This is a genomic window from Pseudomonas sp. ES1 (assembly GCF_050586605.1).
Lineage (GTDB): Bacteria > Pseudomonadota > Gammaproteobacteria > Pseudomonadales > Pseudomonadaceae > Aquipseudomonas > Aquipseudomonas sichuanensis.
Genome location: NZ_JBOBDM010000026.1, coordinates 15,021 through 36,988, shown reverse-complemented (window position 1 = coordinate 36,988; position 21,968 = coordinate 15,021). Strand labels below are relative to the sequence as shown.

19 protein-coding genes are annotated in these 21,968 nt (G+C 64.6%); 9 read left to right on the top strand and 10 right to left on the bottom strand.

Annotation, left to right across the window (positions count from 1 at the left end; all coding sequences use genetic code 11):
* Window positions 1–63 precede the first annotated feature (63 nt).
* Both ACQ4N9_RS12985 and ACQ4N9_RS12980 read right to left on the bottom strand, forming a co-directional pair.
* Complete coding sequence (locus ACQ4N9_RS12985; protein WP_390968076.1) at window positions 64–714, bottom strand: DUF1120 domain-containing protein; 651 nt, start codon at window positions 712–714, stop codon at window positions 64–66.
* 72 nt (window positions 715–786) lie between these two features.
* Entirely contained in the window at window positions 787–1,443 is a 657-nt protein-coding gene (locus tag ACQ4N9_RS12980) for a DUF1120 domain-containing protein (RefSeq protein ID WP_390968077.1), read from the bottom strand.
* Window positions 1,444–1,672: 229 nt separating this feature from the next.
* Here ACQ4N9_RS12980 and dapE point away from each other — a divergent pair, with 229 nt between their 5' ends.
* From dapE to ACQ4N9_RS12965, 3 genes are read left to right on the top strand one after another with little or no spacing between them, the layout of a single operon-like run.
* Entirely contained in the window at window positions 1,673–2,824 is a 1,152-nt protein-coding gene (gene dapE, locus ACQ4N9_RS12975) for a succinyl-diaminopimelate desuccinylase (protein ID WP_390968078.1), read from the top strand.
* The gene (locus tag ACQ4N9_RS12970) at window positions 2,824–3,636 is read left to right on the top strand and encodes a putative RNA methyltransferase (RefSeq protein WP_390968079.1); all 813 of its coding nucleotides are present in this window, start codon (window positions 2,824–2,826) and stop codon (window positions 3,634–3,636) included. Before dapE ends, ACQ4N9_RS12970 begins: the two co-directional genes overlap by 1 nt.
* A gap of 19 nt (window positions 3,637–3,655) precedes the next feature.
* A complete protein-coding gene (locus ACQ4N9_RS12965; protein WP_390968080.1) occupies window positions 3,656–4,033 on the top strand; it encodes a hypothetical protein in 378 nt (125 codons plus the stop codon).
* A gap of 98 nt (window positions 4,034–4,131) precedes the next feature.
* Here ACQ4N9_RS12965 and ACQ4N9_RS12960 read toward each other — a convergent pair whose 3' ends face one another.
* Window positions 4,132–4,341, bottom strand: a complete 210-nt coding sequence (locus tag ACQ4N9_RS12960; RefSeq protein WP_110992443.1) for a cold-shock protein — start codon at window positions 4,339–4,341, stop codon at window positions 4,132–4,134.
* A gap of 230 nt (window positions 4,342–4,571) precedes the next feature.
* Here ACQ4N9_RS12960 and plsB point away from each other — a divergent pair, with 230 nt between their 5' ends.
* The 3 genes from plsB to ACQ4N9_RS12945 all read left to right on the top strand — a co-directional run bounded on the left by plsB (window position 4,572) and on the right by ACQ4N9_RS12945 (window position 8,382).
* On the top strand, window positions 4,572–7,061 hold the full coding sequence (gene plsB / locus ACQ4N9_RS12955) for a glycerol-3-phosphate 1-O-acyltransferase PlsB (RefSeq protein ID WP_390968081.1): 2,490 nt from the start codon (window positions 4,572–4,574) through the stop codon (window positions 7,059–7,061).
* A gap of 201 nt (window positions 7,062–7,262) precedes the next feature.
* Window positions 7,263–7,661 (top strand): YbaY family lipoprotein, encoded by a 399-nt coding sequence (locus ACQ4N9_RS12950; RefSeq protein WP_390968082.1) that lies wholly within the window; start codon window positions 7,263–7,265, stop codon window positions 7,659–7,661.
* 34 nt (window positions 7,662–7,695) lie between these two features.
* Entirely contained in the window at window positions 7,696–8,382 is a 687-nt protein-coding gene (locus ACQ4N9_RS12945; RefSeq protein WP_390968083.1) for a DUF4197 domain-containing protein, read from the top strand.
* Window positions 8,383–8,576: 194 nt separating this feature from the next.
* Here the strand turns inward: ACQ4N9_RS12945 and ACQ4N9_RS12940 are convergent, their stop codons facing one another.
* Together ACQ4N9_RS12940 and ACQ4N9_RS12935 are read right to left on the bottom strand one after the other, a co-directional pair.
* On the bottom strand, window positions 8,577–11,642 hold the full coding sequence (locus ACQ4N9_RS12940; protein ID WP_390968084.1) for an efflux RND transporter permease subunit: 3,066 nt from the start codon (window positions 11,640–11,642) through the stop codon (window positions 8,577–8,579).
* 6 nt (window positions 11,643–11,648) lie between these two features.
* Complete coding sequence (locus ACQ4N9_RS12935) at window positions 11,649–12,746, bottom strand: efflux RND transporter periplasmic adaptor subunit (protein WP_390968085.1); 1,098 nt, start codon at window positions 12,744–12,746, stop codon at window positions 11,649–11,651.
* A 185-nt stretch (window positions 12,747–12,931) separates the two neighbouring features.
* Here ACQ4N9_RS12935 and ACQ4N9_RS12930 point away from each other — a divergent pair, with 185 nt between their 5' ends.
* Window positions 12,932–13,561 (top strand): TetR/AcrR family transcriptional regulator, encoded by a 630-nt coding sequence (locus ACQ4N9_RS12930; RefSeq protein WP_110992449.1) that lies wholly within the window; start codon window positions 12,932–12,934, stop codon window positions 13,559–13,561.
* A gap of 974 nt (window positions 13,562–14,535) precedes the next feature.
* On the opposite strand, the gene recJ is transcribed toward ACQ4N9_RS12930, so the two are convergent.
* Window positions 14,536–16,245, bottom strand: coding sequence for a single-stranded-DNA-specific exonuclease RecJ (gene recJ, locus ACQ4N9_RS12925; protein ID WP_390968250.1), 1,710 nt, complete (start codon window positions 16,243–16,245; stop codon window positions 14,536–14,538).
* 31 nt (window positions 16,246–16,276) lie between these two features.
* Complete coding sequence (locus ACQ4N9_RS12920) at window positions 16,277–16,819, bottom strand: YaeQ family protein (protein WP_110993311.1); 543 nt, start codon at window positions 16,817–16,819, stop codon at window positions 16,277–16,279.
* Between the two features lie 150 nt (window positions 16,820–16,969).
* On the opposite strand from ACQ4N9_RS12920, the gene ACQ4N9_RS12915 reads away from it, so the two are divergent.
* Window positions 16,970–18,169 (top strand): CaiB/BaiF CoA transferase family protein, encoded by a 1,200-nt coding sequence (locus ACQ4N9_RS12915; protein ID WP_258642915.1) that lies wholly within the window; start codon window positions 16,970–16,972, stop codon window positions 18,167–18,169.
* On the top strand, window positions 18,166–19,068 hold the full coding sequence (locus ACQ4N9_RS12910; RefSeq protein WP_390968473.1) for a TIGR02285 family protein: 903 nt from the start codon (window positions 18,166–18,168) through the stop codon (window positions 19,066–19,068). Before ACQ4N9_RS12915 ends, ACQ4N9_RS12910 begins: the two co-directional genes overlap by 4 nt.
* 136 nt (window positions 19,069–19,204) lie before the next feature.
* Here ACQ4N9_RS12910 and ACQ4N9_RS12905 read toward each other — a convergent pair whose 3' ends face one another.
* From ACQ4N9_RS12905 to ACQ4N9_RS12895, 3 genes are all read right to left on the bottom strand, one after another.
* Window positions 19,205–19,486, bottom strand: coding sequence for a DUF3509 domain-containing protein (locus ACQ4N9_RS12905; protein WP_110993308.1), 282 nt, complete (start codon window positions 19,484–19,486; stop codon window positions 19,205–19,207).
* A gap of 128 nt (window positions 19,487–19,614) precedes the next feature.
* Window positions 19,615–20,004 carry a histidine kinase gene (locus ACQ4N9_RS12900; RefSeq protein ID WP_390968253.1) on the bottom strand — a complete coding sequence of 130 codons (390 nt, stop codon included), beginning with the start codon at window positions 20,002–20,004 and terminating at the stop codon, window positions 19,615–19,617.
* A 224-nt stretch (window positions 20,005–20,228) separates the two neighbouring features.
* Complete coding sequence (locus ACQ4N9_RS12895) at window positions 20,229–21,812, bottom strand: ATP-binding cassette domain-containing protein (RefSeq protein ID WP_390968255.1); 1,584 nt, start codon at window positions 21,810–21,812, stop codon at window positions 20,229–20,231.
* Window positions 21,813–21,968: the final 156 nt, after the last annotated feature.

Here is a 21,968-nt window from a genome sequence, read left to right as displayed (position 1 = left end):
AGGCCCTCCCCTGCCGTCTTGGTGCGGCTCAGGGACTGCGAGGGCCGGAAGGCTCGAGAAACTTCAGAGGTAAGACACTTCCAGGGTGGCGGCACCGTCGATCAGCACTTCGTCGGTCAGGGTCAGCGACTCGCCCGGCGCCAGGTGCATGTCCACCTCGAGCAAAGCGTCCAGCCTGCGGATCGCGCTGGGCTCGCTGCTGTTACCCAAGGCGAAACCGATCAAGCCGGCACCGCCATCGTTGGGCAACGGACTGTCGGCGGTGGGCACCACTTGCCAGCTGATGCCGTTGTCGCCGCTGCGCAGGCGGGTGACCCGGGGGTCACCATCGATCGCCAGACCCTCGGACTTGAACAGCACGAAGTAGGTGCCGACCTTCTGGATATCGTTCATGCCCAGACCGAAGTGGCGGTCGTGCACCGGCCACTCCGCGGTCCCCGCCCGTCCATCCACGCCCCGCAGGGCGAAGCGCGTAGGTGCCAGGCAACTGATCGACAACTGCTGCCGGCCCGAGACGAACTGGGTGCGGTGCACCGGATGCAGTTCGATCGAGCCGATCTTGCCGTAGTGGAATGCGCCATCGCCGCTGAGCGAAGGAACGCACGCTGCCGGGGTGATCGTGCCGATGACGCTGACGTCGGTGGTGGACTGGGCGAAGGCCACGGTCAGCGAAGACAGGCACGGCAACAGCAAAAGCAGACTGACAGGCTTCATGGAATGCTCTCCCTGAGCGGCAAACGAGCCAACTGCGGGCGGACAGCAATCGCTTGCCGCCCACCCGCATGATCAGAGGTAGGTCAACTCGATGCTGGCCGAACCGTCGAAATTGATCTCGTCAGTCAGGGTCAGGTCACTGGCTTTGACTACCTGCATGACTACCTGCAAGTCCGCCGACAGCGTGCTGATCGGGCTGGGTTCACTTGCGCCCTGCACGGCAAAGCCATACAGAACGTTCGCGGCGCCCACACCTCGGCTGGAAATATTGACGGGACCGCTGTTGACCGCCATCCAGGCGCTGCCATTGATGGAGCGCATGCGAGTCACGTTGGTATCACCGTCAGCATTGAGGCCGGTTGGCTGAATGCCCATCGAAAAGCCACCGATCTTCTCGGTACCGTTCAAGCCCAGCCCGTAGTAGATGGAATTGTTCATGTGGGCAGTTCCTGGGCGGTTGTCGATACCATCGACCGCAAAACGGGTGGGCGCACTGCACGACACCGTAAAGCGCTGCATGGCCGAGTCGAATCGCGTGGTCTTGTCCTGGTTCAGATCCTGCGCCGAGATCTTGCCGAAGTCGAAGCTACCCGCCCCGCTCAGCGAAGGGGTACAGGCTGCCGGCGTGATCATGCCGGTGACGCTGACATCGGTGGAGGAGGCAGCCAGGGCAGAAGCACTGCCGAACAGGGTTGCGCACAAAGCAAGCAGAGGAGCGTATTTGTTCATTGTGTTGTCCGATCAAGCGGGTCAAGGGAAGAGTTGTGATGCAGGGCCCATGGTAGGGATCTGGCTCTTGCCCACATCACTGGCAATTTCCCAGCGACTTCGAGAAATCTCCTACCGAAACGTCATCTTTTCCCAAGCTCCGATTCCCACCTGCCCCACAGATCCGACACTTTTTGCTTTAGACTATCGCCCCTCAATGCCCGCCTTGCCTTGCCTTCGGAGTTCCCCCATGACGGCCCCCGCCGAGCTCTCGCCCACCCTTCAACTGGCCTGCGACCTGATCCGCCGCCCCTCGGTCACCCCGGTCGACGCCGACTGCCAGGCGCAAATGATGAACCGCCTGGGCGCCGTCGGCTTCCAGCTCGAGCCGATGCGTTTCGAAGACGTCGACAATTTCTGGGCCACCCACGGTACCCAGGACGGCCCAGTGCTGTGCTTCGCCGGCCACACCGACGTAGTGCCCACCGGCCCGGTGCAGCAATGGCAGCATGAGCCGTTCGAGGCGCTGATCGATGCCGACGGCATGCTCTGCGGCCGTGGCGCCGCCGACATGAAGGGCAGCCTGGCGTCCATGGTGGTGGCCAGCGAACGCTTCGTGCAGGACTACCCGAACCACCGTGGCAAGGTCGCCTTCCTGATCACCAGCGACGAAGAAGGCCCGGCGCACCATGGCACCAAGGCCGTGGTCGAGCTGCTCAAGGCGCGCAACGAGCGCCTGGACTGGTGCATCGTCGGCGAACCGTCGAGCACCACTCTGCTCGGCGATGTGGTCAAGAACGGCCGCCGTGGCTCCCTCGGCGCCAAGCTGACCATACGCGGCAAGCAAGGCCACGTGGCCTACCCGCACCTGGCGCGCAACCCGATCCACCTGGCCGCACCGGCCCTGGCGGAACTGGCCGCCGAGCACTGGGACGAGGGCAACGCGTTCTTCCCGCCGACCAGCTTCCAGATCTCCAACCTCAACTCGGGCACCGGTGCCACCAACGTGGTCCCGGGCGAACTGACCGCGCTGTTCAACTTCCGCTTCTCCACCGAGTCGACCGTCGAAGGCCTGCAACAGCGCGTCGCGGCGATCCTCGACAAGCATCAGCTGGAGTGGTCGATCGACTGGGCGCTGTCGGGCCTGCCATTCCTGACCGAGCCGGGCGAGCTGCTTGACGCGGTCGCCTCGAGCATCAAGACGGTCACCGGCCGCGAAACCCAGCCGTCCACCAGCGGCGGCACCTCCGATGGCCGCTTCATCGCCACCATGGGCACCCAGGTGGTCGAGCTCGGCCCGGTCAACGCCACCATCCACCAGGTGGACGAGCGCATCCTGGCCAGCGACCTCGACCTGCTGACCGAGATCTACTACCAAACCCTGGTGCGGTTGCTCGCCTGATGCTCGCCTGCCCACTCTGCCAGGCGCCCCTGGCGCGGCTCGACAACGGGGTGGCCTGCGCCGCCGGCCACCGTTTTGACCGTGCCCGCCAGGGCTACCTGAACCTGCTGCCAGTGCAGCACAAGAACAGCCGCGACCCCGGCGACAACCAGGCCATGGTCGAAGCCCGCCGCGGCTTCCTCGACGCCGGCCACTATGCGCCGGTGGCCCGCCGCCTGGCGCAACTGGCCGCCGAGCGCCAGCCAGGCACCTGGCTGGACATCGGCTGCGGCGAGGGTTACTACACCGCCCAGCTGGCCGAGGCGCTGCCACAGGCCGAGGGTTACGCCCTGGACATCTCCCGCGAGGCGGTCAAGCGTGCCTGCCGACGCGCCCCGCAAGTCACCTGGATGGTCGCCAGCATGGCCCGCGTGCCCCTGCAGGACGCCAGCTGCGGCTTCATCGCCAGCGTGTTCAGCCCGCTCGACTGGGACGAGGCCCGGCGCCTGCTGGCCCCCGGCGGCGGCCTGATGCGGGTCGGCCCGACCAGCGGCCACCTGATGGAACTGCGCGAGGTGCTCTACGATGAAGTACGCCCCTACGCCGATGACAAGCACCTGGTCCTGGTCCCCGAGGGCATGGCCCACGCCCACGGTGAAGTGCTCGAATTCCGCCTGAGCCTGGCCGAGCCCCAGGCCCGTGCCGACCTGCTGGCCATGACCCCGCACGGCTGGCGCGCCAGCGCCGAGAAACGCGCCCGGGTGATCGACCAGCCCGAGCCGTTCGAGGTCACGGTTTCCATGCGTTATGACTATTTCGTGCGCCAAGCCTGAGCACACCCCGGAGCCCCTTATGCGCCAACCCGATATCGAGATTTACCTGAAGGACGCCGACGTCGATCACCAGCAGATCGCCGCCTGGCTGGCCGAGGCCTTGGGCCCGTGCAGCGAATGGAAGCAGAAAGGCCAGACCTTCAAGTGCATGGCCGGTAACATTCCGGTCACCTGGTTACCGAAGGCTGTGGGGAAATGGAACAGCCTGCTGCTGGAAAGCGACCAGACCCCATGGGCCGATGACATCGCCTGCGCCCACGCGGCGTTCGCCGCGCTCAACGTCGAAGTACGTTGTGCACCGGGTAGCTGGACAGAGGAACAAGGGGAAGAAGATGCCGATCGCTGGATCCGCATCAGCGCCGACGGCGAAGAGGAAATCACCTGGCGCACACACTGAAGCTGCAAGCTACGAGTTGCAAGCTTCAAGTTCGATCGCATCAGGCTGCAAGCTCCACGGACAGCTTGCAGCTTGAAGCTTACCGCTTGCGGCGGCGGTCAGAGACCGACGACGTCTTCAGCCTGCAGGCCTTTCTGGCCCTGCACGAGTGCGTACTCCACCTGCTGCCCTTCGACCAGGGTGCGATGCCCCTCACCGCGGATAGCCCGATAGTGGACGAACACATCCGCACCACCGTCGCGCTGAATGAAGCCATAACCTTTGGCATCGTTGAACCACTTCACATTCCCAGTCTCACGAGACGACATCTGCACTACTCCGGATTTTTATTTTGAAGATCGCCTTGCTGGCATGGGCTCACCGCCCCTGCCGTCGCAGCTTGCTCAAATAGTAAGCAAGCGGCAGGCCGAGTATATGACAGGGAACAAAAAAAATTCATTACAGCCCTGATTTTTGCCGATTTTTGCTGAACTTACGCAGATACGGCAGACTAACGTCCTGAAAAACACCGAAACATCTCACCCAGGGCACCTACCCCATGACCCGTTCCCCCCTGCGCCGCCTGATCTTCGGCGCCCTGCGCCGCGTGCTGTACCTATGGGTGCGCTCCGAGACCATCAACCAGTCCTCGCTGACCCTCAAGCTCGACCGCAGCCGCCCGGTGTTCTACGCCCTGCCCTCGCCCTCGCTGACCGACCTGGCGGTGATCGACCACGAATGCACCAAGGCGGGGCTGCCCCGCCCGGTATTGCCGGTGGCGGTCGGCCCGCTGCAGGAGCCTGCCGGGTTCTTCTACCTGACCCCCGACCCGGACTGGCTCGGCCGCCAGGACAAACGTGGCGCGCCACCGACCCTGGAGCGCCTGGTCGCGGCGATCAGCCAGCATGCCGAGGAGGACGCGCAGATCATCCCGGTCAGCGTGTTCTGGGGCCAGACCCCAGCCAGCGAGTCGAGCCCCTGGAAACTGCTGTTCGCCGATAGCTGGGCGGTCACCGGGCGCCTGCGCCGGCTGCTGAGCATCCTCATTCTGGGGCGCAAGACCCGGGTGCAGTTCTCCGCGCCTATCCACCTGCGCGAGCTGGTGGGCCACAACAAAGGCCATGAGCGCACCGTACGCATGGCCCAGCGGCTGATGCGCGTGCATTTTCGCAACCTCAAGACCGCGGTGATCGGCCCGGACATCTCGCACCGCCGCAACCTGGTCAAGGGCCTGATGCACGACCCACTGGTGCGCCAGGCCATCAGCGACGAGGCCGAGCGCGAGAAGATCCCCTACACCAAGGCAGAGGCCAAGGCGCTGCACTACGGCAACGAGATCGCCTCGGACTACACCTACACCGCGATCCGCTTCCTCGAAGTGGTGCTCAGCTGGTTCTGGAACAAGATCTACGACGGCATCAAGGTCAACCACATCGAGCAGGTGCAGGGCATCGCCCCGGGCCACGAAGTGATCTACGTGCCCTGCCACCGCAGCCACATCGACTACCTGCTGCTGTCCTACCTGCTGTTCCGCAATGGCCTGACACCACCGCACATCGCCGCCGGCATCAACCTCAACATGCCGGTGATCGGCGGCCTGCTGCGTCGCGGCGGCGCCTTCTTCATGCGCCGCACCTTCAAGGGCAACCCGCTGTACACCGCGGTGTTCAACGAATACCTGCACACCCTGTTCACCAAGGGTTTCCCGGTGGAGTACTTCGTCGAGGGCGGGCGTTCGCGCACCGGGCGCATGCTGCAGCCACGCACCGGCATGCTGGCGATCACCCTGCGCAGTTTCCTGCGCTCGTCGCGTACACCGATCGTGTTCGTGCCGGTGTACATCGGCTATGAGCGGGTGCTGGAAGGCCGCACCTACCTGGGTGAACTGCGTGGCGCGAGCAAGAAGAAAGAGTCGATCTTCGACATCTTCAAGGTCTTCGGTGCCCTCAGGCAGCGCTTTGGCCAGGTGTACGTCAACTTCGGCGAACCGATCCGCCTGGCCGGTTTCCTCGACCAGCAGCAGCCCGGTTGGCGCGAGCAGTCACTGGCCCCGCAGTTTCGCCCGGACTGGCTCAACGACACCACCACGCGCCTGGGCGAAACTGTGGCCCGCCACCTCAACGAGGCGGCGGCGGTCAACCCGGTCAACCTGGTGGCCCTGGCGCTGCTGTCGACCAGCCGTATGGCCCTCGATGAGCGCGCCCTGACCCGTGTGCTCGACCTGTACCTGGCCTTGCTGCGCCAGGTGCCCTACTCGCCCCACACCACCTTGCCCGAGGGCGACGGCAGTGCGCTGATCAAGCATGTGCTGGGCATGGACCTGCTGGCCGAGCAGAAGGACGCGCTGGGCCGCATCCTGTATCTGGACGAAGCCAACGCGGTGCTGATGACCTACTACCGCAACAACGTCCTGCACATCTTCGCCCTGCCGGCACTGCTGGCGAGCTTCTTCCTCAGCAGCTCGCGCATGAGCCGCGAGCTGGTCGGGCAGTACGTCAAGGCGCTGTACCCGTACCTGCAGGCCGAACTGTTCCTGCGTTGGGCACCCGAGCAACTGGACGAGGTCATCGACCAGTGGCTGGCGGCGCTGGTCGAGCAAGGCCTGCTGCGCTTGGAGAACGGCGTGTACCTGCGCCCGGCCCCCAGCTCGCGGCAGTTCGTGCTGCTGACGCTGCTGGCGCGCACCATCACCCAGACCCTGCAGCGCTTCTACATGGCCACCTCGTTGCTGCTCAACAGCGGGCAGCACACGCTGACTGCCGAAGAACTGGAGGCGCTTTGCGTGATGATGGCCCAGCGCCTGTCGATCCTGCATGGGCTGAACGCCCCGGAGTTCTTCGACAAGACCCTGTTCCGCCACTTTATCCAGACTTTGGTGCGCGAAGGGGTGCTGCGCCCCGACGGCAACGGCAAGCTGGGTTACCACGACAAACTGGCCGAACTGGCCGAAGGCGTGGCCAAGCGTGTGCTGTCGGCGGAGTTGCGTTTGTCGATTCGCCAGGTGGCGCTGCACCGCGATGAAACACCGGAGCCTGCGCCCTCCGAGTGAACTGGCCTTGGTGCGCCCGGGGCCGCTGCGCAGCCCTTCGCCGGCAAGCCGGCTCCCACAAGGGGTGATGACTCCTGTGGGAGCCGGCTTGCCGGCGATGGGGCGCACAGCGGCCCCATATCGAAAGCCGCATACCAGGCAAAAATCCGCTAAAGTCCCCGGTGTTGGCCACAAGCCAGCGCCATGTACACCGGAGATACCATGAAAAAGCTCTTCACCCTGTGCTGCGCCACCCTGCTTGCAGCATGCTCCAGCAACACCCCGTCGAACCACGCCAGCCTCGATGGCGAAGTTTTCTACCTGCAGCGCATCGCCCTGCCGCCAGCCGCCACCCTGAACGTGGCCCTGCAGGACGTGTCGCTGATGGACGCCCCGGCGGTCACCCTGGCCAGCCAGAACGGCCCGGTCAAAGGCAACGTGCCACTGCCCTTCCACCTGACCTACGACCCGGCCCAGATCAAGCCCGGCCACCGCTACGCGGTGAGCGCGCGCATCGAACTGGACGGCAAGCTGCTGTTCATCAACACCGAACACTATGGCGTGATGCTCGACGGCAGCGACCAGCAGCCGGTGCGGATCAAGGTCGACCCGGTCCGCTGAGCCCCCGCCCCTCATTGCCCATAAGGAAATATCCATGATCCGCACCTCCCTGCGCTTCACCACCCTGTGTGCCGGCGTGCTGCTGTCGGCCAGTGCCATGGCCCTGTCGCTGGGCGACCTGTCGCAAAGTGACGCCAGCGGCGGCCTCAAGGACGCCCTCACCCAAGGCACGCAGATCGCTGTCAAGCAACTGAGCACCCCGGGCGGTTTCAGCAACAACCCTGACGTGCGCATCGAGCTGCCAGGCAACCTCGGCAAGGCCGCCAAGGCCATGAAGATGTTCGGCAAGGGTGATCAGGTGGACGCCCTGGAAGCCGGCATGAACAAGGCTGCCGAAGCGGCCGTGCCACAGGCCCAGGCGATCCTCGTGGATGCGGTGAAGAAGATGACCGTGACCGATGCCAAGGGCATCCTCAGCGGTGGTCAGGATTCGGCTACCCAGTACCTGAACAAGAGCAGCCGCGAGCAGATCCGCGCCAAGTTCCTGCCGATCGTCAAACAGGCCACCGACAAGGTCGGCCTGGCCCAGCAGTACAACAGCTTCGCCGGGCAGGCCAAGGGCCTGGGGCTGATCAAGGATGACGCCAACATCGAAAACTATGTGACCGAGAAGGCGCTGGACGGTCTGTTCGAAATGATCGGCAAACAGGAAGAAAGCATTCGCCAGAACCCGGCCGGGGCTGCTACCAGCCTGGCCAAGAAGGTGTTCGGCGCGCTGTGATTCTGATCTGAAATCCCCAGGGCTGCTTCGCAGCCCATTCGCGGCACAAGGCCGCTCCTGCAGGGGTTCGCGCTTGCCTGTAGGAGCGGCCTTGTGCCACGAACACCGGCAAAGCCGGTGCCATCCACCGCGTCGTCTGCTTCGCGGCTAAAGCCGCTCCCACAGGGCCGCGCTATCAGAGTTCTCTGCGAGACTCAGTCCTTCCTCACCCTGAACCACGCTGCATACAACGCCGGCAGGAACAGCAGCGTCAGTACCGTGGCCACGATCAAACCACCCATGATCGCCACCGCCATCGGCCCGTAGAACACACTGCGCGACAACGGAATCATCGCCAGCACCGCCGCCAGCGCGGTCAGCACGATCGGCCGGAAGCGCCGCACCGTGGCCTCGATGATCGCCTGCCAGCGCTCCATCCCGGCGGCAATGTCCTGCTCGATCTGGTCCACCAGGATCACCGAGTTGCGCATGATCATGCCCGCCAGGGCGATGGTGCCGAGCATCGCGACGAAACCGAACGGCTGGCGGAACACCAGCAGGAACAAGGTCACGCCGATCAGCCCCAAAGGCGCGGTGAGGAACACCATGAACATCCGCGAGAAGCTGCGCAGCTGGATCATCAACAGGCTCAACACCACCACGATGAACAGCGGCATGCCGGCATTCACCGAACGCTGGCCGCGCTCGGAGTCCTCCACCGTGCCGCCGACTTCCAGCAGATAGCCGGCCGGCAGTTCGGCCTTGATCTGCTGCAGGGTCGGCTGGATCTGTTTCACCAGCGTGGCCGGCTGTTCCTTGTCGTAGATGTCGGCACGCACGGTCACCGTTGGCAGGCGATTGCGGTGCCAGATGATGCCTTCCTCGAAGCCATACTCCAGCGTGGCCACCTGCGACAGCGCCACGCTCGGGCCGTTGTCGGTGGGCAGCGCCAGGCTGCCGAGGTTGCCCAGTTCACGGCGTTCTTCAGGGGTGCCGCGCAAGAGGATCTCGATCAGTTCGTTGTCTTCGCGGTACTGGCTGACGGTGCTGCCGGTCAGCGAGCTCTGCAGGAAACTCGACAAGTGCGCGGTGCTCACCCCCAGGGCGCGGGCGCGGTCCTGGTCGATGTCCAGGTACACCGCCTTGCTCGGCTCCTCCCAGTCCAGGTGGACGTTGACCACATGGGGGTTCTCGCGCACCTTGGCCGCCACCTCGCGGGCCAGGGCACGGACCTTCTCGATATGCTCGCCGGTGATGCGGAACTGCACCGGGTAGCCCACGGGCGGGCCGTTCTCCAGGCGGGTGACCCGCGAACGCAGCTCGGGGAATTGCTCATCGAGGGTTGCGATCAGCCAGCTGCGCAGGCGCTCACGGTCTTCCAGCGATTTGGCCAGCACCACGAACTGGGCGAAGCTCGCGGCTGGCAGTTGCTGGTCCAGGGGCAGGTAGAAGCGTGGCGAGCCGGTGCCGACATAGGCCACGTAGTTGTCGATGCCGTCCTGCTGCTTGAGCAGCGCTTCCAGCTGTTTGACCCGCTCGGCGGTGTTGTTCAGCGAAGCCCCTTCGGCCAGCTTCAGGTCGACCATCAGCTCCGGCCGCCCGGAGGCCGGGAAGAACTGCTGGGGCACGAAGCGGAACAGCAGGATGCTGCCGACGAACGCCGCGATGGTCAGCAATATGACTGTCTTGCGCCGCCGCACGCACCACTCCACCACCCGCCGCACACGCTGGTAGAACGGCGTGGCGTAGGGGTCAGGCGCATGCCCGTCACTGCCATGGCGCGCCGCATGCAGCTTGGCCAGGTCCGGCAGCAGACGTTCACCCAGGTACGGCACGAACACCACCGCCGCCACCCACGAGGTCAGCAGGGCGATGGTCACCACCTGGAAGATCGAGCGGGTGTACTCGCCGGTGCTCGACGCCGCCGTGGCGATCGGCAGGAAGCCCGCTGCCGTGATCAGGGTGCCGGTGAGCATCGGGAAGGCCGTGCTGGTCCAGGCGTAACTGGCCGCCTTGAGCCGGTCGTAGCCCTGCTCCATCTTGATCGCCATCATCTCCACGGCAATGATCGCGTCGTCCACCAGCAGGCCCAGCGCCAGCACCAGCGCGCCCAGCGAGATCTTGTGCAGGCCGATGCCGAAGTAGTGCATCAGGGCGAAGGTCATGGCCAGCACCAGCGGGATCGCCAGGGCCACCACCAGCCCGGTGCGCAGGCCCAGGGAGAAGAAGCTCACCAACAAGACGATGGCCAGCGCCTCGACCAGCACCTGGACGAACTCGCCAACGCCGGCTTTCACCGCTGCCGGCTGGTCGGACACCTTGCGCAACTGCATGCCTGCCGGCAACCCCTCGGCCAGGCGGGCGAACTCGCCCTCCAGGGCCTTGCCCAGCACCAGGATGTCACCGCCGTCCTTCATCGACACAGCAAGGCCGATGGCGTCCTCGCCCATGAAGCGCATGCGCGGCGCGGGCGGGTCGTTGAAGCCACGCTGCACCTCGGCGACGTCACCGATGCGGAAGGTGCGGTCGCCCACGCGGATGGGGAACTGGCGGATCTGCTCGACACTGTCGAAACGCCCGCTGACCCGCAGTTGCAGGCGCTCGCTGGGGGTCTCGAAGAAGCCGGCGGTACTTACCGCGTTCTGCTCACGCAGTGCCTGCTGCACCGCGGCCAGCGGCACACCCAGGGTGGCCAGCTTGACGTTGGACAGCTCGATCCAGATTTTCTCGTCCTGCAGGCCGATCAGCTCGACCTTGCCGACATCCTTCACCCGCTGCAGCTGGATCTGGATACGGTCGGCGTAGTCCTTGAGCACCGCGTAGTCGAAGCCTTCACCGGTCAGCGCGTAGATGTTGCCGAAGGTGGTGCCGAACTCATCATTGAAGAACGGCCCCTGGGCCTCGGGCGGCAGGGTGTGCTTGATGTCCGCGACTTTTTTGCGGATCTGGTACCACAGCTCGGGGATGTCCTTGGAGTGCAGCGAATCGCGAGCCATGAAGGTGACCTGGGACTCACCTGGCCGGGAGAACGAGACGATCTTCTCGTACTCGCCGGTCTCCATCAGCTTCTTCTCGATGCGCTCGGTGACCTGGCGCGACACTTCTTCGGCAGTCGCCCCCGGCCACAAGGTGCGGATGACCATGGCCTTGAAGGTGAAGGGCGGATCTTCGCTCTGCCCGAGCTTGGTGTAGGACATGGCGCCAATAGCCGCCAGCAGGATCATCAGGAACAGTACGATCTGGCGATTGCGCAGCGCCCAGGCGGAAAGGTTGAAACCCATCGGGACTTACTCCTTGGCCGTCAGGTTCACGTCTCGGTTGCTGCGGTCCACAGGCCGCACCTGTTGCCCTTCGCGCAGCACATGGCCGCCGGCGGCGACCACCCAGTCGCTGGCCTGCAGGCCCTCGAGCACCGGCACGCTGTCGGCGCCATAAGGCCCCAGGCGAACCGCCGCGCGCTCCAGCCGGTTGTCCTTGCCGACCCGCCACACATAGGCCTGCCCGGCTTCGGCGCTGACCGCCGAGAGCGGCACCGCCAGCGGCGCGTGTTCGGCGTGGGCGATGAACACCCGCGCGCTTTGGCCGAGTTCGGCCGGGGCGTTGCCGGAGGTGAAGGCGATACGTGCGGCAAAGGTGCGCGAACGCGGGTCGGCGGCCGGCGACAGCTCACGGATACGCCCTTCGAACCGGGCGTTGGGGTGCGACCACAGCTCCACGCTGACGGCCTGGCCGACGCTGAAGCGGGCGAACTGTTGCTCGGGCAGGCCGATCACCACTTCACGCTCACCGTCGGCGGCCAGGGTAAACACGGTTTGCCCGGCGCCCACCACCTGGCCGACTTCGACCTGGCGCTTGGCGATCACCCCGGCCTGGGGCGCGCGCAGCACGGCGTACTCGGCCTGGTTACCGGCCACCTCGAATTCGGCCCTGGCCTGTTTCAGCCGAGCGAGGCCGGCACGGTAGAGGTTTTCGGCGTTATCGAATTGGGAATGGCTGACCATCTGGCGGTCGAGCAGTTTCTGGTAGCGTTCGCGCTCGGTGCGCACCAGCGCCAGGTTGGCTTCGGCAGCGGCTACCTGGGCACGGTTGGCCTCCAGTTGCAGGCGCACGTCTTGCGGATCGAGCTCGGCCAGCGCCTGTTCGGCCTTGACCCGCTGCCCCTCCTCCACCAGGCGTTTGCTCACCTTGCCGCCGATGCGAAACGCCAGCTCAGGCTCGAAGCGCGCACGCACCTCACCAGGGTAGCTGTCTGCCGACGCACCCGCAGGCTGGGGCTGGACCACCAAGGCCGGGCGCGGCGCAGCAGGTGGCGCGGCCTCCTGGCCGCAGGCGGCCAGCAGCACGAGGGCAGCGGGCAAGGCAAGGGACAACGCACGACGCAACATGATGAAGGACCTTTGGCAGAGGGGCGCATCGAATATTTATACTGGCGAGTATATTAAGTCAGCGCATCCGCGCCGGGAAGCGGTCTACCCAGAGAAAAACCATAATAACGGTGCGACGCACGCTACAGCCGGATCGTCCACGACCCGGTAAGATGGTCACCTTTTCCAGCAGGTAACGATTGCACATGCCCACTGACGCACCCATCGGCCCCGGCCGGCCCAAGGATCTGGCCAAGCGCGAGGCCATCCTCCAAGCCGCCAAGTCGCTGTTCCTCAGCCTTGGCTATGCCAACACCAGCATGGATGCGGTCGCTGCGGCGGCAGGTGTTTCGAAACTCACGGTCTACAGCCACTTCACCGACAAGCAGACGTTGTTTGGCGCGGCGGTCATGGCGACCTGCCAGGCGCAATTGCCCGATTTGATCTTCGAGTACCCGGAAGGGGCGGCGCTGATGGATGTGCTGCTGAACATCGCCCGTGGGTTCCAGGCGCTGATCAGCGCGGACGAGTCGGTCCAGCTCAGCCGCCTGATCATTGCCTTGAGCAGCCAGGATCCGGGGTTCGGGCATTACTTCTATGAGGCCGGGCCCAAGCGGGTGGTTGCGGGAATGGAGGCGCTGCTGCGCGGGATCGACCAGCGGGGGTTGCTGCGGATCGATAATCCGTTACGGGCGGCGGAGCAGTTCTTCTGTCTGGTGAAGGGGGCGCCGGATTATCGGTTGTTGATCGGGTGTGCGCCGGCGCTGACGGGGGATGAGGCGGAGGTGCATGTGCGGGAGGCGGTTGAGGTGTTTGTTCGGGCTTATCGGAGCTAGATCGCGTTCGGCGTTCGGCGTTCGGCGTTCGGCGTTCGGCGTTCGGCGTTCGGCGTTCGGGTCTGAGTGTGTTGGTTTTGATAGATGTATGCGCATTCGGCGGCGATGGCGACTTTTAGTCACCTTTCCGCCCTTACGGCGGGTTACTTTGGTCTTGGCCAAAGTAACCAAAGCCGCCCGCTCCCATCATACGGCCCCTACGCTGCGCTTCGGGGTCCCCTCGCTCCGGTGCCTTCCGGGCCCGCGCGGCCTACGACTTGCTGCGCAAGTCTACATCTCGCGCCTTCGGCTTACGCCGAAGGGTGCTGCGCACCAGGGCCCTGCAGTCACCTCCACTCGGCCTCCTGAAGTCGCAATTTGTGTTGCCTGGACTATCGCGCGCTTAGAAGCAAAAGCAAAAACAGATCAAGAGCAGATCAAGAGCAGTAATGCGGCTATCTAGGCTTGGCTGTTGTTTATGTGTTGTTTGTTCGGGCCTTATCGCCGGCAAGCCGGCTCCCACAAGTACAGCGCAAGGCTGAAAGTTCGCACTAACCTGTGGGAGCTGGCTTGCCAGCGATTGCAATCCTGAGATCCCAACTAACCCTACTAGCGACAGCTAACGCCAGCCCAGGCGCCGCCCCTAACTTCGCGACTTCAGGAGGCTGAGCGTAGGCGTCTGGAGGGCCTTGGTGCGCAGCACCCTTCGGCGCAGCCGAAGGCGCGAGATGTAGACTTGCGCAGCAAGTCGGAGGCCGCGCGGGCCCGGAGGACGCCGGAGCGAAGGGACCCCGAAGCGCAGCGTAGGGGCCGTATGAATGGAGCGAGCGGTTTTTGGTTACTTTTTTCCAAGAAAAAAAGTAACCCGCCGTAAGGGCGGAAAGGTGACTACGCGTCGACATCACAAATGAATGCGCATACAACTACAAAAACTAACTAACTAACTAACTAACTAACTAACTAACTAACTAACTAACTAACTAACCAAAGACCAGTCACCGCGCCTCCATGTGAGCAATCATCAACTGCACACTCTCATTCCCACGAAACTCATTCACATCCAACTTGTAAGCCAACTCCACCCACCGCACAGTAGGATTCGGCCAAACCTCCCGATCAATCCCAAAGGCAATCCCATCCAACCGCACCGAACCACACTCGCTCTTGAGCACCACCTTCAGATGCCGCTCACCGACAACCCGCTGTTCGACCAGCTGAAACACCCCATGGAACAACGGCTCAGGAAAGTGCTGCCCCCAAGGCCCGGCATTACGCAAAGCCCGCGCCAGGTCCAGATGAAACTCCTCGACCGCCAAGCTCCCATCCGACAGCAACCGCCCCGTCAGGTCCTCCTCCCGCAATTGCCGACGAACCTCCTCGTCGAACGCCTCGGCAAACGCCGGGAAGTTCGCCTCGGGCAACGACAACCCCGCCGCCATGGCATGCCCGCCGAACTTGCTGATCAACGCCGGGTGGCGCGCCGCCACCGCATCCAGCGCATCACGGATATGAAACCCCGCCACCGAACGCGCAGAACCCTTGAGCATGCCCTCCCCGGCATCGGCAAAAGCGATGGTCGGGCGGTGGTAACGCTCCTTCAGGCGCGAGGCCAGAATACCGATCACACCTTGGTGCCAATCGGCATCGAACAGGCACAGGCCATAGGGCATCGATTCGACCGGCAGGTCCTTGAGCTGCGCCAGGGCTTCGCGCTGCATGCCCTGCTCGATGGACTTGCGGTCCTGGTTCAGGCCATCCAGTTGCTGGGCCATGTCCAATGCCAGCGCTGCGTCATCGCACAGCAGGCACTCGATGCCCAGGCTCATGTCGTCCAGGCGCCCGGCGGCGTTGAGCCGTGGGCCGAGGATGAAACCCAGGTCGGTGGAGGTGATGCGCTGATGGTCGCGGCGGGCTACCTCGAGGATCGCCTTGAGCCCAGGGCGGGCGCGGCCAGCGCGGATGCGCTCCAGGCCCTGGTGCACCAGGATGCGGTTATTGGCATCCAGCGGCACCACGTCGGCGACGCTGCCCAGCGCGACCAGGTCGAGCAGTTCACCGATGTTCGGCTGCGGCTGGCTGTCGTAGCGGCCGAGACTGCGCAAGCGCGCACGCAGGGCCATCAGCACGTAGAAGATCACCCCCACGCCCGCCAACGACTTGCTCGGGAACGCGCAGCCAGGCTGGTTCGGGTTGACTATGGCGTCAGCCTCCGGCAACTGCTGGCCCGGCAGATGGTGGTCGGTGACCAGCACCTTGAGCCCGGCCGCCTTGGCCGCCGCCACGCCTTCGACGCTGGAGATACCGTTGTCCACGGTGATCAGCAGTTGCGGCTGGCGCTGCAACGCCACTTCGACGATCTCAGGGGTCAGGCCGTAGCCGTATTCGAACCGGTTGGGCACCAGGTAATCAACATGCGCAGCGCCCAGCAGGCGCAGCCCCAGCACACCGACGGTGCTGGCGGTGGCTCCGTCGGCGTCGAAGTCGCCAACGATGAGGATGCGCTGGCGCTGATCGAGGGCTTCGACCAGCAGGTCCACCGCCGCCTCGATGCCCTTGAGCTGCTGGTACGGCAGCAGCCGGGCCAGGCCTTTGTCCAGCTCGGCTTCGGACTGCACGCCACGGGCGGCGTACAGGCGAGTCAGCAAGGGCGGCAGGTTACCCAGGAATGGCAGGGTCGACGGCAGGGGGCGGGGTTCGATACGCATGGGGTCTTCGGTAATCAGTCTAAGGGGCGGCTCAGCCGCGCTCGCCAAGCAGCCACTCCAGCTGCACTTCGTGCTGGCCGCGGTCGTCGGTGACGAAAATGGTGCCTTCGCTGATCATCACGTCCCACTTGATGGTACGTGGCATGTCGGTGGCCAGGGTCTCCAGCACCTCTTGCGGCACAGCGGCGATGTTCAGATTCTTCAGGCCCTTGACCGCATCACCCACCTTGGTCCGCCACACCCGCAGGCTGCCGTAGGCCAGCAGGCTGGTGCGTTCAGTGCGGCGCGAGCACCAGGTCAGGCGCTCGGCATCCGGCTGGCCGACTTCGATCCAGTGCAGGATGCGGTCGTCCAGGCTCTTTTCCCACAGTGGGGCTTCGTCGACATCCGACAGGCCACGGCCAAACGACAGCTGCTCGTTGTACCAGATGGCATAGGCCAGCAAGCGCACGGCCATGCGTTCCTCGGTCTCCGAAGGGTGACGGGCGATGGTCTGACGGACGCTCTCGTACACGCCGCGGTCAAGGTCGGTCAGATTCAGTTCGAATTTGTAGGTGGTGGACGGCTGGGCCATGGGCGCGGGGCTTCGTAGAAAAGAAAGTCGCACAGTTTAACCGATCTGGCAGACGAAGGCCCTTGCGCATCGCGAGTGCGCCGCGACAGTACCTGCCACTGCCGAGCTGTGATACAACCTGCGTTTACGCCCAGCTGCCACGGATGCCCCATGCCCACGCCCAGCAAACCCCTCGCCGGCCTGAAAGTGATCGAACTCGGCACCCTGATCGCCGGCCCGTTCGCCTCGCGTATCTGCGCCGAGTTCGGTGCCGAGGTGATCAAGGTCGAGTCGCCCGACGGCGGCGACCCGCTGCGCAAGTGGCGCAAGCTGTATGAAGGCACGTCGCTGTGGTGGTTCGTGCAGGCGCGCAACAAGCAGTCGCTGACCCTCAACCTCAAGCACCCGGAAGGCCGCGAGGTGCTCAAGCGCCTGCTGGCCGAGGCCGACATCCTGATCGAGAATTTCCGCCCCGGCGTGCTGGAAAAACTCGGCCTGGGCTGGGATGTGCTGCACGCGCTGAACCCGCGCCTGGTGATGGTGCGCCTGTCGGGCTTCGGCCAGACCGGCCCGATGAAGGACCAGCCGGGCTTTGGCGCGGTGGGCGAGTCGATGGGTGGGCTGCGCTACATCACCGGTTTCGAGGACCGCCCGCCAGTGCGCACGGGGATCTCCATCGGTGATTCGATCGCCGCCCTGTGGGGCGTGATCGGCGCGCTGATGGCCCTGCGTCACTGCGAGGTGAACGGCGGCCAGGGCCAGGTGGTGGACGTGGCGCTGTACGAGGCGATCTTCGCCATGATGGAGAGCATGGTCCCGGAGTTCGACGTGTTCGGTTTCATCCGCGAGCGCACCGGCAACATCATGCCCGGCATCACCCCCTCCTCCATCCATACCACCGCCGACGGCCGCCATGTGCAGATCGGCGCCAATGGCGACGCGATCTTCAAGCGCTTCATGCAGGCCATCGGCCGCGACGACCTGGCAAACGATGCGGCATTGGCCAGCAATGATGGCCGCGACGCACGCCGCGACGAGCTGTACGGGGTGATCGACCGCTGGGCCAACGGCCTGCCGCTCGACAGCGTCATGCAGGTACTCAATGACGCCGAAGTGCCGGCCAGCCGGATCTTTTCGGCCGAGGACATGTTCAGCGACCCGCAGTACCTTGCCCGCGAGATGTTCCTCCAGGCCAAGTTGCCGGACGGCAAGCCGTTCAAGATGCCCGGCATCGTACCCAAGCTCTCCGATACCCCAGGCTCTACCGAATGGGTAGGCCCGGCCCTGGGTGAGCACACCGACAGCGTGCTGGCCAGCCTGGGCTACGACGCGGCCGCCATCGCCGGCCTGCGCCAGGCGGGCACGGTCTGACTCGCGCGACAGCCTGGTGCAGGTGCCTTGCGCGCCTGCCCGTCATCCTCTGCCTGCTGCTGGCGATGCCGTTGGCGCACGCCAAGGAGCGCCTGTTCTGGCTGGTCCGCGACCTGCCGCCGTTCACCATTTTCGAAGGTGCCGAGAAGGGCCAGGGCGTAATGGACCTGATGCTGCCGAAGCTGATCGCGCAGATGCCCGAGTACGACCACAGCATCGTGCGGGTCAATCGCGCCCGGGGCATCCAGATGCTCATGGAACCGAGTTTCACCTGCGACCCGACCCTGCTCTGGACACCCGAGCGCGCCAAGTACGTGCATTTCTCCAAGCCTTCGCTGGGGGTGCTGAGCACCGGACTGGTGGTGCGCAAGCAGGACCAGGCATTGCTGGAACCCTTCCTCGACGGCCAGCAGGTCGAGCTCAAAGCCTTGCTCGACAAGACCCGGCTCAAACTGGGCATCGTCGCCGAGCGCAGCTACAGCACGCAGGTCGACGAAATCCTCCGCCAGTTGCCCGACAGCGCCTTCAGCCGCCACTTCGGCAACGATGCGACCGCCAGCCTGCTGCAGATGCAGCAACTGGGCCGCCTGCAGCTGGTGCTCAGCTACTGGCCAGAGGCGCGCTACCTGATCGAGCAGCAAGGTGGCTCACTGGACGACTACCGCTTCTATCCCATCAGCGGTGTAAACCACTACCAGTTCCTGCATGTGGGTTGCTCGGACACACCGCAAGGGCGCGAAGCCATCGCCCACATCGACCAGCTGCTGCCGGCCCTGCGCCGCGACACCCTGCCCGCCCTGTATGCCCGCTGGCTGGACCCGGAGCTGCGCGAGGACTACCTGCAACAGGCGCGTCACTTCTTCGACGACAGCAACGGCGCCTCGGCAGCGCAGCCTTGAAGCGGGCAAAAAGAAACCCCGGCCGCTGGGGAAGACGACCGGGGTCAAGCGAAAGCCAATGCGGGCTTCCCGCGACAGCCTGACACTACCGGAGCTAAGCACCGTCAAACTGGCGTTGATGAATCTGATACGGCTGTCAGGCAAAGGTTCCCTGGCTGGGGCGTTGATGTTGCAACGCGGCGATCACACAGGGCTGCAGGCGGCCCTCGGCAATCTGCAGGTCACGGTGCAGGCCATCGACCAGGTCGATCAGCAACTGCTGCTCCTGCAGCTGGCGCTCAGCCACCTGGCGCTGCAAGGTCACGCCACCACGTGGGTCGTAGAGGGTCAGTTGGCGATTACCGCTGGCGTCGACGGCGCCAAGTGCGGCCAGGTAGGGGGTCAGGGCATCGTTGAGCAGGCTGCAGACTCTTTCCATCCGTATCACTCGCTGGCTTATGGGCTTGGAGGAACTGACCGTCAGGCCTGGCGCAAAGTTCTCGAGTGCCGGCCCTTGCAGCGAGCATGCGCGGGCAAGATGACAGTTTGAATGCCCTAGCCGTCCAGTTAGCCAATCGGTGCCGGCAGACGCCCAAGTGCCTTGCCCAACGCTACGGTGGACATCGGCCATGCCAGCTCGTCCAGCACCCACAACCCCAGCTTGCGGGCTTCCCGGGCCAGATCCGGGCCATTGCCTTTGCCTTGCCCGACGAACAACAGCGCCTGTGCCGCCCCTTCAGTCGCCAGGTGGCGGAACAGCGACTGCGCACTGCTGATCGGCATGTCGTGATCGAGCACCAGCACATCCACTGGCCGCTCCTGGTTCAGGCAGGCCAGGGTACCCGGCATGTCCTCGGTCAACCGCACGCTGTAGACGCCCTGGGCATTGAATGCCTGGTGCAGAACAATCTGGTGGAAAGGACGGGGCTGGTGGATAAGAACCTGAAATTGATGCATGGACGTTTCCCTCGACGAGGCGCTCTGGCGGTTCGATGACCCGCACTTTAGTAGGCACTTCGACAACGCCAAACAGGAAAATTCTGAAAAGCCCGGAGAAAAAACGCAAAAAAATCGCACCCACAAAAAAGCCCGTCCGAGGACGGGCTTTCTCAGTTGCAGCCAGGCTTACAGAGGCTTGCCGCGGTTACCGTGCTGGCCATGCGCCGGAGGGCAGTTGACGCTCAATCCGTCACGTTATAGACGCTGTCCAGTCGAATGCGCTCGAGCAATGCCGAGTCATGGGAGACCACCACCAAGGCCCCCTGGTACTGATCGAGCATCTGTTCCAGGGCGATCTTGCTGGGCAGGTCCAGGTGGTTGTCCGGCTCGTCCAGCAACAACAACTGCGGCGCCTGACGGGCATACAGCAACGCAGCCAATGCGATCTTCAGCCGCTCGCCGCCACTGAGCTGGCAGGTCTGCAGCGACACACGGTCGGCATCGATGCCCAGCTGTGCCAGGCGGGTGCGCGCCTGCGCCTCGGGCAGCTCCGGATTGCTGTCGTGCAACCACTGCACCGGTGTGCGCAACGGGTACTGCAGTCCCGCGTGCTGGTCGAGCCAGCCCATATGGCAACTGCGCATGACCTGGCCCGAGCGCGCCGGCAACTGCCCGGCGATCACCCGCAGCAACGTTGACTTGCCCGAACCGTTGGCACCCTGGACCGCCAGGCGCACCGGGCCGGTGAGCGTCAGGTTCACGGGCGCCGCATGCCCATAGGGCAACAGTACATCTTCCAGCTGCACGATCACCTTGCCATTGGGCACCACGCTTTCCGGCGACAGCATCATCCGCTGGATCTCGGGCGCGCAGCGCGCTCGTGCCTCGTCGATACGTAGCTGTTGCTGCTCGCGGGCCAGTTGCTGGTTCAGCCGCAGCTTGCCCAGGCTGTTTTCGCTGCGCTCCTTCTGCGCACCGGTGATCAACTTAGCCTGGTTGCCTTCGCGGCCCTGGCGCTCGCCTCGGGAGCTGCGGCGCTGCTGGCGCTCCATTTGCGTGGCCATGTCACGCTGCTCACGCCTGGCCTGGGCCCGCTCGCTGCGCAAGGCTGCCTGGAAGGACTGTTGTTCCTGCTCGCGCACGGCGGCGTAGTGGCTGTAATTGCCGCCATAGACGGTCAGCCCCATGGGCGTCAGTTCGACGATTTCATCCACCTGCTGCAACAGGTCGCGGTCGTGGCTGATCACGACCAGGCCGTTGGGCCAGCGTTCGATCTGTTGGGCAAGCTTGCGCCGCTGCTCACGATCGAGATGGTTGCTCGGCTCGTCGAGAATCAGCCAATCGGCCCTCGACAGCCACGCGCCCATCAGCGCCACGCGCTGGCGCTCGCCACCACTGAGCGTGGCGGTGCCCGAGCTGGCATCCAGATGCCCCAGGCCAATCTGCTCGAGCTCCACCTGCAGGCGCGCGGCGCAGTCCCATTGGTCCGCTACCCGGGTGAAGTCTTCCTCGTCGACGCTGCCCTGGGCAATTCGCTCCAGCGCTTGCAGAACAGGAGCGACCCCGGCCAGGTCCGCCACGCTGGGCAAGTGCTCGGGTTCCAGCAACTGACCTACCACCTGCACCTGCCCCTCGCGGCGCAAAGCGCCACTGCTCGGGCGCAGTTGCCCGGCGAGCAGTCGCCCGAGCAGGGACTTGCCGGTGCCATTGGCCCCGACGATGCCGGTGACCCTCGCACTGAAGGTGTAATTCAGGTCGTCGAGCAGCACCCGCCCATCGGGCAGGCTGAACGAGACATGATCGAGCTGCAGCAAGCGTTGGCTCATTGCCTGTACTCCGGCACAAGACCCGGGCAAGCCGGGTGTATCTCTCCATGATCCGTGACCGCTTGCTGCAGCCATCGGGCGAAAACCCGTTCTACAAGCGGCCAAATTGCACTGAACTCATCACCGAAAGAACCTCATTCACGCCATTTTCGCTCA

Bases quoted from the DNA above. Each gene is read 5' to 3' on its own strand.
- ACQ4N9_RS12985 (WP_390968076.1), bottom strand. From the start codon at position 714: ATGAAGCCTGTCAGTCTGCTTTTGCTGTTGCCGTGCCTGTCTTCGCTG.
- ACQ4N9_RS12980 (WP_390968077.1), bottom strand. From the start codon at position 1,443: ATGAACAAATACGCTCCTCTGCTTGCTTTGTGCGCAACCCTGTTCGGC.
- dapE (WP_390968078.1), top strand. From the start codon at position 1,673: ATGACGGCCCCCGCCGAGCTCTCGCCCACCCTTCAACTGGCCTGCGAC.
- ACQ4N9_RS12970 (WP_390968079.1), top strand. From the start codon at position 2,824: ATGCTCGCCTGCCCACTCTGCCAGGCGCCCCTGGCGCGGCTCGACAAC.
- ACQ4N9_RS12965 (WP_390968080.1), top strand. From the start codon at position 3,656: ATGCGCCAACCCGATATCGAGATTTACCTGAAGGACGCCGACGTCGAT.
- ACQ4N9_RS12960 (WP_110992443.1), bottom strand. From the start codon at position 4,341: ATGTCGTCTCGTGAGACTGGGAATGTGAAGTGGTTCAACGATGCCAAA.
- plsB (WP_390968081.1), top strand. From the start codon at position 4,572: ATGACCCGTTCCCCCCTGCGCCGCCTGATCTTCGGCGCCCTGCGCCGC.
- ACQ4N9_RS12950 (WP_390968082.1), top strand. From the start codon at position 7,263: ATGAAAAAGCTCTTCACCCTGTGCTGCGCCACCCTGCTTGCAGCATGC.
- ACQ4N9_RS12945 (WP_390968083.1), top strand. From the start codon at position 7,696: ATGATCCGCACCTCCCTGCGCTTCACCACCCTGTGTGCCGGCGTGCTG.
- ACQ4N9_RS12940 (WP_390968084.1), bottom strand. From the start codon at position 11,642: ATGGGTTTCAACCTTTCCGCCTGGGCGCTGCGCAATCGCCAGATCGTA.
- ACQ4N9_RS12935 (WP_390968085.1), bottom strand. From the start codon at position 12,746: ATGTTGCGTCGTGCGTTGTCCCTTGCCTTGCCCGCTGCCCTCGTGCTG.
- ACQ4N9_RS12930 (WP_110992449.1), top strand. From the start codon at position 12,932: ATGCCCACTGACGCACCCATCGGCCCCGGCCGGCCCAAGGATCTGGCC.
- recJ (WP_390968250.1), bottom strand. From the start codon at position 16,245: ATGCGTATCGAACCCCGCCCCCTGCCGTCGACCCTGCCATTCCTGGGT.
- ACQ4N9_RS12920 (WP_110993311.1), bottom strand. From the start codon at position 16,819: ATGGCCCAGCCGTCCACCACCTACAAATTCGAACTGAATCTGACCGAC.
- ACQ4N9_RS12915 (WP_258642915.1), top strand. From the start codon at position 16,970: ATGCCCACGCCCAGCAAACCCCTCGCCGGCCTGAAAGTGATCGAACTC.
- ACQ4N9_RS12905 (WP_110993308.1), bottom strand. From the start codon at position 19,486: ATGGAAAGAGTCTGCAGCCTGCTCAACGATGCCCTGACCCCCTACCTG.
- ACQ4N9_RS12900 (WP_390968253.1), bottom strand. From the start codon at position 20,004: ATGCATCAATTTCAGGTTCTTATCCACCAGCCCCGTCCTTTCCACCAG.
- ACQ4N9_RS12895 (WP_390968255.1), bottom strand. From the start codon at position 21,812: ATGAGCCAACGCTTGCTGCAGCTCGATCATGTCTCGTTCAGCCTGCCC.